Raw genomic sequence first — 8,313 nt, 5'->3', positions numbered from 1 at the left:
GTAGTCCAGGGTGCCCACCAGCGGCTGCTGGGTGGTCTGGTCCACCGGCGGCGCGGGCGGGGGCGGGATGTGCTTGATGATGGCGTCGTACAGGGGCTCCAGCGTCTTGCCGGGGACTTCCAGCGACGTGGAGGCCTGACCCTGGCGGGCGACCGTGTAGAGGACGGGCATCTCCAGCTGCTTATCGTCCGCGCCCAGGTCGATGTAGAGCGAGTAGACGAGGTCCAGCACTTCCTTGGCCCGAGCGTCCTGCCGGTCGATCTTGTTGATGACCAGCACGGTCTTCAGGCCCATGGCCAGCGCCTTGGTGAGCACGAAGCGCGTCTGGGGCAGGGGCCCTTCGGCCGCGTCCACCAGCAGGATGACGCCATCGACCAGGCGCAGACCGCGCTCCACCTCGCCACCGAAGTCGGCGTGGCCCGGGGTGTCGATGATGTTGATCTGCATCCCCTTGTAGGAGACGGCGGTGTTCTTCGCGAGGATCGTGATGCCCTTCTCACGCTCGAGATCGTTCGAGTCCATCACTCGATCGGTCATGTGCTCGTTGGAGCGGAAGGTACCGGCCTGCCGGAGCAGGTGGTCGACCAGGGTGGTCTTCCCGTGGTCGACGTGGGCGACAATGGCGACGTTGCGGATGTTTTCGCGAGAGATCATGCGGACCGACTGACTGAAAGAGGTGCGAAGAGACACGCCCAGAACGGGCTTTCTCAATCCCACCGGAACCCGGAAGGCGGGGGCTTATATGCCGGGGGCGTGCCGCCTGCAATGAAGGCGGGTGTCCAGCAGCCAGGCAAAAGGGCCCACCCCCGTCCCCGCGCTTATCCTACCTGGGCCCCGAATTCCCGGTTTCCACGCCCAACCGGTCGTGGAGGAAGCGCTCCACGCGCAGCTCCACGAGGCCCGGGACCTCCAGCGGCGCGGTGTGGGTGCCCTCCGAAATCATGAGCAGCTCGGAGGCGGGGATGCGCTCGGCCATCTTCCGGGAGAGCCAGCCGGGGGTGAAGCGGTCCTTCTCCCCGGCGACGACCAGGGTGGGCACGTCCACGTGCTCCAGGTGATCCCAGGCGGTGTGGTTGGCGAGCGAGTCCAGTGTGCGCACGAACACGACGGGGTCCATCTGGGCCAGGTGGGTGAAGTAGGGCGCCAGGTCGTTGCGGGCGATGAGGTCCGGGTTCATCTCCAGGCGGATGGCCAACTGGACGACGAGCTCCGTGGTGAGCGCCCCGTGCACGAGCCGCGCGGTGTGTCGGGGGAAGCGCTCCACGGCGCTGCGCAGGGTGGGGAAGAGGCGCTTGAGGAGGGTGGAGTCGTGGAAGGTGTCCAGCGGCATGCCGTAGCTGCCGCACACCAGCACCAGCCCCTGCACGCGCCGGGCGTAGCGGCGGTGGAACTCCAGCGCCACCTGCACGCCCATGGAGTGGCCGAAGAGGACGGCCTGCTCCAGGCCCGCGGCGTCCATCACCCGCGCCAGGTCGTCGCAGGTGTACGCCATGCCGATGCGCGTGCGGTCCGTGGGCACGCTGCTCCTGCCGTGGCCCCGGTAGTGCCAGCGCAGCACCCGGTGACGCCGGCCCAGGTAGGGCAGCAGGTACTTCCACGCGAAGCCGTCACAGCCCAGGCCATCGCACAGCACCATGCCTGGGGCGCCTTCCCCCCGCACCTGGAAGTAGAGGTCCGCGCCGTCGGGGACCTGGAGCGAGTCCTGACGGAAGGACTTCGCGTGTCCGGTCGCGCCGCTCATGCCTCCACCTCCTCGTCCGGCAGCGCCTCGGGCAGCCCCTTGTCCAGCCCGTAGCGCATGATCTTGAGGATGAGGTTGGAGCGGCTGATGCCCAGCTCGCGCGACAGCCGGCTCTTGTTGTTGCGCGTGCGCACGAGTCCCTGGTGGATCATCTCCTTCTCCAGCGACTCCACCGCCTCGTGCAGCTTGCCGTGCGCGCGCGGGGCGATGAAGGGCCCGCCGCCGGGGACCACGGTGTCGCGGATGCGGCTGGAGAGCAGCTCCGCGGGGATGACCTCCAGCTCGCCGCCCAGCACGAGCAGCCGCTCGATTTCGTTCTCCAGCTCGCGGATGTTCCCCGGCCACGCGTACGCGCCCAGGATGCCCAGGGCCTCCGGGGCGAGCCCCCGCGCGCGCTGCCCCTCGCGGTGGTGCTTGCGCAGGAAGTGGTCGATGAGCACGGGCAGGTCGTCCTTGCGCTCGCGCAGGGGCGGCAGCTGGAGGCGGATGACGTTGATGCGGTAGTAGAGGTCCTCGCGGAACTCGCCCCGCTTGACGAGGTCGCCCAGGTCCTTGTGCGTGGCGGCGATGACGCGCACGTCGACCTCGCGGGACTGCGTGCCGCCCACGGGCAGGAAGGTGCCCTCCTGGAGCACGCGCAAGAGCTTCACCTGGAGGGCGGGGGACATGTCGCCCACCTCGTCCAGGAAGAAGGTGCCGGTGTCGGCCACCTCGAAGAGGCCCTTCTTGTCCTTGAGCGCGCCGGTGAAGGCGCCCCGCGTGTGGCCGAAGAGGGCGCTCTCCAGCAGGTTGTCGTTGAAGGCGGAGCAGTTCTGCACGACGAACGGCTTGTCCTTGCGCGGGCCGTTGTGGTGGATGGCGCGCGCCACCAGCTCCTTGCCCGTGCCGGACTCGCCGTTGATGAGGACGGTGGAGTCGGAGTTGGCCACCTTCTCCATCAGGCGGAACACCTCGTTCATCGCGCCCGAGCGGCCGATGATCTTCTCGAAGCGGTAGCGGTTGGACAGCTCGGAGGCCATGGACTGGATGGTCTCCTCCTTGCGCGTGAGCTCCACCTCCTGGTTCGCGATCTCCGTCACCGCGAACTCCAGCAGGTCCGACAGCTTGCTCAACTCCGAACCGTCCAGCACCGGTGTCCGCTCCGGGGCGCCGTCCAGGTCCAGGTGCACGCCGGGGAGGATGTCGCGCATCTTGCCGCGCAGCACGTGGCCGTCCTCGGGCGTGAGCGGCTGGCGGGCGAAGCCCTCCACGAAGAGGAAGCCCTCGTACTCGTTGCGGATGTAGAGCGGCGCCCCCACGATGCTCAGGCGCAGGTGGCAGTCGTGGAAGAGCGCTCGGCGCACCTTCTTGGCCGCCTTGAACTTCTCGTGCAGCACCCGCACCGACTGGGCGCACCGCCGCATCCCCTCCCGCGAGCCGAGCGAGTGGCGGCAGAAGTCGTTCGGCGGCGGGATGAAATCCCCGCGCTGCCAGTCGTGCACCACCCCGTTGCGATCCGCGAACGACAGCTCCACCTGCCACCACTTGCGGATGACATCCCTCAACATGACAATGGTGTGCAGATTCTGATGCTTCTCGAAGTCCATCCCCGCGGGCCTCCCCCTGTTCCGGATCAGGACAATGGATCTACGGGGTTGTCTGAAATCAATCCAGCGGCACCTGTCCGAGGACGGCGCTGTTCGCGTACCCTGAGCCCCTGTGAGCGCACCCCCACATACACATGGCAGGGCAGGGCACGACCACTCGCATGACCATGACCATCATGGCCATGGTCACGGCCACGGGCATTCCCACGGGCCCCGGAAGGGCGGGCTGGCGGAGGAGCGGCGCAAGGACCGGCGCCGGCTGCTGGCCGCGCTGGGCCTGACGGCCACCATCATGGTGGCGGAGGCGGTGGGCGGCTTCCTGACGAACTCGCTCGCGCTGCTCTCCGACGCCGGCCACATGCTGACGGACGTGTCGGCGATGATCCTCAGCCTGCTGGCGCTGTGGTTCGCCGGCCGGCCCGCGGACCTGAAGAAGACCTACGGCTACTACCGGATGGAGATCTTGAGCGCGCTCCTCAACGGCGTGCTGCTGCTGGTCATCACCGTCTTCATCCTGCTGGAGGCGTGGCAGCGGCTGCGCACGCCGGCGCCGGTGGAGCTGGGGCCCATGGCCATCGTCGCGGCCATTGGCCTCGTGGCGAACCTGGCGGCGCTGGGCTTCCTGCACCAGACGCACTCCATGAACGTGCGCGGCGCGTTCCTGCACGTGCTGGGGGACACGCTGTCGTCGGTGGGCGTGCTGGTGGGCGCGGGCATCATGTGGTGGACGGGCTGGTACGTGGTGGACCCCATCATCTCGGTGCTCATCTCGATGATCATCGTCGTGGGCGCGCTCCGGCTGGTGAAGGACGCGGTGGACGTGCTGCTGGAGGCGGTGCCCGCGCACGTGGACCTGGAGCAGGTGCGCGCCATCATGGGCCGGGTTCAGGGGGTGCAGGCGGTGCACGATCTGCACGTGTGGTCCATCTCCAGCGGGATGTACGCGCTGTCGGCGCACCTCGTCGTGGCGGACCCGATGGTCTGCAACAACGACGACATCCTGTCCGCGGTGAAGCACGAGCTGTTCGACCGCTTCGGCATCGACCACACCACCATCCAGATCGAGAGCCAGGCCTATGCCCACCTGGGCGAGGTGCACTGACCTCCTTGCGAAAGGGGCGCGGGACGGGGATTCTCGCCGGCTCCTATGAGCGTGCTGGACAAGGTGTTGACGCTGCGGCCGGGCAACGTGGTGGCGCGGGTGGGCCCGGGCTCCCGGGTGCCCCTGCTGGATCCACGGGAGCTCCTGCGCGCGCTGGAGTCCGTGCCGGCCGCGCTGCCGTGCCTCCCCGTGCTGGCCAAGGGCTCGCTGCCGGGGCTCTTGCGCGCGGCGCGGGCGGAGGACGCGGTGCTGGGCCTGGCGTGTCCGCACCCGCTGGCGGACCGGGGGGCGGCGGAGCGCTTCGTGATGGCGGTGCACGCGGCGGCCGTGGAGGCCGAGCACACCCGGCCCCTGTTCCTCCAGGCGGGCCCCGTGCGGGTCAGCTCCACGGACGCGGACGTGCTGGATGGGCTCAAGGACGGGCTCTTCCGCGTGGTGGACGCGGGCTTCGCGCTGGTGTCGCTGGAGCTGTCGCGCCTCACGTCCTACGAGGCGGTGGAGGCCGTCACGGCGCTGGTCGCCCCGCTGACGGAGCGTGAGCTGTCACTGGAGGTGTCCGCGCCCCAGCTCTCGTCAGGAGGGCTGCTGGATGCGTGCGGCACGCTGCTGGAGGGGCTGTCGCAGTGGAAGGTGCCGCCGCGCTTCCTGCGCGTGACGGAGGCGCAGCTGGGGGACGGCGACCCGGACGTGGAGCTCCTGCGGCAGGTGGTGGAGCTGGCCGGGGCTCGGGGCGTGGCGGTGACGGTGGGCGACCTGTTGGAGGGAGCGCCGCGGGGGCTGTCCAGCTACGTCGCGGCGGGAGCGCGCAAGGTGGACTGCGGGGGCCCGTTCGGTCCCCTGGCCCTGCGCGCCTGGCCTGCCGGGGACCGGGCCCAGGTGGTGGCGAAGGCCCAGGCGGCGGGCATGCCGGCGGGGGAGCTGCTGTCGATGCTGGAGGAGGGCCTGCCGCCCCTGACGCCGGGGGCTCGCGAGACGCTGGAGGCGCTGTCCTTCGCGGAGGCCACGGAGGTGATCGCGGCGCTGGGGGCCCGGCGCACGGCGTCCTCGACGATGGCGTTCCTTGCGAAGCCGGCGGGGGACCTGGGCTAGAAGGGCGCCCATGCGCATTGTTGCAGGCAGCGCGAAGGGCCGGGCCCTGCAGGGGCCCAAGCCGTCGTCCGGACACATCCGCCCCACGGCGGACCGCGTCCGCGAAACCATCTTCAACATGCTGGGCCAGTTCCTGGACGGGCAGGCGGTGCTGGACCTGTACGCGGGCACCGGGGCGCTGGGGCTGGAGGCCCTGTCGCGCGGCGCGGGGCGGGTGGTGCTGGTGGACCAGGACCGCGAGGCGCAGGCGCTCTGCCGGCTGAACACCGACGCGCTGGGCTTCGCGGCCCAGGTGTCCATCCTGGCGCAGCCGGTGGCGCGGGCGGTGGAGACGCTGGGCAAGAAGGGGGAGCGCTTCGAGCTCGTCTTCGCGGATCCGCCCTACGCGGCGCGCGTCGTGGAGACGGTGCTGGAGGCCGTGGCGGCGTCGGGGGTGGTGGCCCCCGGCGGCACGGTGGTGGTGGAGCACGACAAGCGCGAGGAGGCTCCGGAGGCCCACGCGGGACTCACCCGGGACGACCAGCGCCGGTTCGGGGACACCCTGGTGAGCTTCTACCGGGCCCCGTGACGTGCGCTTGACCGGCCGCGTGGGGCCGCCGAGACTCCCCGTCACCCATGCCGGTTGCCATCTATCCTGGTTCGTTTGATCCGCTCACCAACGGGCACCTGAGCCTCATCCAGCGCAGCCTGAAGATGTTCGACCGGCTCATCGTCGCCATCGCGGTGAACCCGAAGAAGACACCTCTCTTCAGCCAGGAGGAGCGCATCGAGCTCATCCGCGACGCGTGCAAGGACAGCCGCGTGGAGGTGGACGCGTTCCACGGGCTGCTCGTGGACTACGTGCACCAGCGCAAGGTGAGCGTCGTCATCCGCGGCCTGCGGGCGGTGTCGGACTTCGAATATGAGTTCCAGCTGGCGAACATGAACCGCAAGCTGGCGCCGGACATCGACACCGTCTTCATGATGACGGGCGAGGACTACTTCTACATCTCCTCGCAGCTCGTCCGGGAGGTCGCCTCCTTCGGGGGGGACGTGGAAGGGCTCGTGCCCCCGAACGTGTACGCGGGCCTGAGGAAGAAGTTCGGCACGAAGCCGTAGGCCACCGGACAACGCAGCGCGCCGGAAGGGCCTTGTCCCTCCCGGGACTTCCGGCTAGGCATTGACGGCATGAAACTCGCCCGCCGGCTGCAAGCCATCAAGCCTTCCGCCACCCTGGCCCTCAACGCGCGCGCCAAGGCGCTCGCCGCCAAGGGAGAGGATGTCGTGGTGCTGGCCGCGGGCGAGCCGGACTTCGACACGCCGGAGTTCGTGAAGCAGGCGGCCATCGACGCGCTCCGCTCGGGCTTCACCAAGTACACGGCCACCGCGGGCATGCCGGAATTGCGCGAGGCGGTCTGCCGCAAGCTGGAGAAGGACAACGCGCTGAAGTTCACCCCGGATCAGGTGGTGGTGACGGCCGGCGGCAAGCAGTCGCTCTACAACGCCTTCCAGGCGCTGCTGGACGACGGCGACGAGGTCCTCATCTTCTCCCCGTACTGGGTGAGCTACCCGGACATGGTGCACCTGGCGGGCGGCACGCCGGTCATCGTCCCCACGCGCGAGGAGGACGGCTACGCACCGGATCCGGAGGCCATCCGCAAGGCGCTCACCCCGCGCACGCGCGCCATCGTCCTCAACAGTCCGGCGAACCCCACGGGCGCGGTGTACTCGCGCGCCACGCTGGAGGGCATCGCGGCGGCGGTGCGCGACCACGACTGCATCCTCATCACCGACGACATGTACGAGAAGCTCCTCTACACGGGGGAGTTCCTCAACATCGGCAACGTGGCGCCGGACCTGGTGCCCCGGCTGCTCGTGTCCAACGGCCTGTCCAAGTCCTACGCGATGACGGGCTGGCGGCTGGGCTACGCGGCGGGGCCCAAGGCGCTCATCTCCGGCATGCAGCTGGTGCAGGACCAGTCCACGTCCAACGCGTCCTCCATCACCCAGAAGGCGGCGCTGGCGGCGCTCAACGGCCCGTCCGACACCATCACCGCGATGGTGAACGAGTACCGCGAGCGCAGGGACCTGTTCGTCGCGGGGCTCAACGCCATTGACGGCATCCGCTGCCGGCTGCCCGAGGGCGCCTTCTACGCGATGGCGGACGTGCGGGCCCTCCTGGGCCGCTCCTACAAGGGCACGGTGCTCACGACGAGCCTCCAGCTCTCCGAGGCCCTGCTCAACGACTTCCTCGTGGCGGCGGTGCCGGGCGACCCGTTCGGCGCGCCCGGCTACATCCGGATGAGCTTCGTCACCTCGCGCGAGGTCCTGCAGAAGGGCCTCAAGCGCCTGCGGGACTTCGTGGCGGCGCTTCAGTCCGTGTAGGCGAAGGCCTGCCAGCTCAGGTCGCCGTTGCCCCGGAAGAGGAAGATGGCCGCGTGGCCGGAGAGGTTGCCCACGGCGGCCCAGGTGTCCTTGAGCGCGCGCGGGTCCAGGCCCAGGCGTGCGGGGGGCTTGCCGTACTTCTTCTCCATCTCCGCCAGGGGCAGCACTTCGATGTCGTAGAGCGTGACGAGGTCGGTGCGGCGGGTGCGCAGCTGCTTCACCCACGTCTGCACCAGCTCCTCGGGCGTGTTGTAGCGCTTGTCCTCCAACTGGAACGGGTACGTCAGCTCCGCCGCGGCGGACCGCACGTCGCCGGTCAGCAGGCTCTGGAAGAGGAAGCGGGCCTCCTGCTGGATGCGGGCGCGGTTGAGCGCCTCGGGCGTCAGCTCCTCCTCGGTGAGGGCCTGGGCGCTGCGGGCCGCGTTGATCTG

General features: G+C 69.6%; 8 protein-coding genes and 1 pseudogene. 5 read left to right on the top strand and 4 right to left on the bottom strand.

Annotated features, from left to right (window positions below; genetic code table 11):
* The 3 genes from D7V93_RS31330 to D7V93_RS31320 form a co-directional block, all read right to left on the bottom strand.
* Positions 1 to 654 (bottom strand): GTP-binding protein (locus D7V93_RS31330; RefSeq protein ID WP_120646877.1); only part of this gene is annotated, 654 nt, incomplete at its 3' end.
* 169 nt (positions 655 to 823) lie between these two features.
* Positions 824 to 1,741 carry an alpha/beta fold hydrolase gene (locus D7V93_RS31325; RefSeq protein ID WP_120646876.1) on the bottom strand — a complete coding sequence of 306 codons (918 nt, stop codon included), beginning with the start codon at positions 1,739 to 1,741 and terminating at the stop codon, positions 824 to 826.
* Complete coding sequence (locus tag D7V93_RS31320; protein ID WP_120646875.1) at positions 1,738 to 3,327, bottom strand: sigma 54-interacting transcriptional regulator; 1,590 nt, start codon at positions 3,325 to 3,327, stop codon at positions 1,738 to 1,740. The genes D7V93_RS31325 and D7V93_RS31320 overlap by 4 nt, the downstream gene beginning before the upstream one ends.
* A gap of 112 nt (positions 3,328 to 3,439) precedes the next feature.
* Between D7V93_RS31320 and D7V93_RS31315 the strand changes: the two genes are divergently transcribed.
* The 5 genes from D7V93_RS31315 (at position 3,440) to D7V93_RS31295 (ending at position 7,882) form a co-directional block, all read left to right on the top strand.
* Positions 3,440 to 4,429 carry a cation diffusion facilitator family transporter gene (locus D7V93_RS31315; RefSeq protein ID WP_120646874.1) on the top strand — a complete coding sequence of 330 codons (990 nt, stop codon included), beginning with the start codon at positions 3,440 to 3,442 and terminating at the stop codon, positions 4,427 to 4,429.
* 45 nt (positions 4,430 to 4,474) lie between these two features.
* Positions 4,475 to 5,518, top strand: coding sequence for a hypothetical protein (locus D7V93_RS31310; RefSeq protein ID WP_120646873.1), 1,044 nt, complete (start codon positions 4,475 to 4,477; stop codon positions 5,516 to 5,518).
* 10 nt (positions 5,519 to 5,528) lie between these two features.
* Positions 5,529 to 6,086, top strand: a complete 558-nt coding sequence (gene rsmD, locus D7V93_RS31305; RefSeq protein WP_120609242.1) for a 16S rRNA (guanine(966)-N(2))-methyltransferase RsmD — start codon at positions 5,529 to 5,531, stop codon at positions 6,084 to 6,086.
* A gap of 47 nt (positions 6,087 to 6,133) precedes the next feature.
* A complete protein-coding gene (gene coaD, locus D7V93_RS31300; RefSeq protein ID WP_120646872.1) occupies positions 6,134 to 6,616 on the top strand; it encodes a pantetheine-phosphate adenylyltransferase in 483 nt (160 codons plus the stop codon).
* Between the two features lie 69 nt (positions 6,617 to 6,685).
* The gene (locus tag D7V93_RS31295; protein ID WP_120646871.1) at positions 6,686 to 7,882 is read left to right on the top strand and encodes a pyridoxal phosphate-dependent aminotransferase; all 1,197 of its coding nucleotides are present in this window, start codon (positions 6,686 to 6,688) and stop codon (positions 7,880 to 7,882) included.
* On the opposite strand, the pseudogene D7V93_RS31290 reads toward D7V93_RS31295, so the two are convergent.
* Positions 7,870 to 8,313 (bottom strand): annotated as a pseudogene (locus tag D7V93_RS31290) (hypothetical protein); the annotation flags it as partial. The gene D7V93_RS31295 and the pseudogene D7V93_RS31290 sit on opposite strands and share 13 nt — an antisense overlap.

It is taken from the genome of Corallococcus llansteffanensis (assembly GCF_003612055.1).
Lineage (GTDB): Bacteria > Myxococcota > Myxococcia > Myxococcales > Myxococcaceae > Corallococcus > Corallococcus llansteffanensis.
The sequence above is the reverse complement of the archived record's forward strand: the minus strand, read 5'-3'. Positions and strand labels throughout refer to the sequence as shown.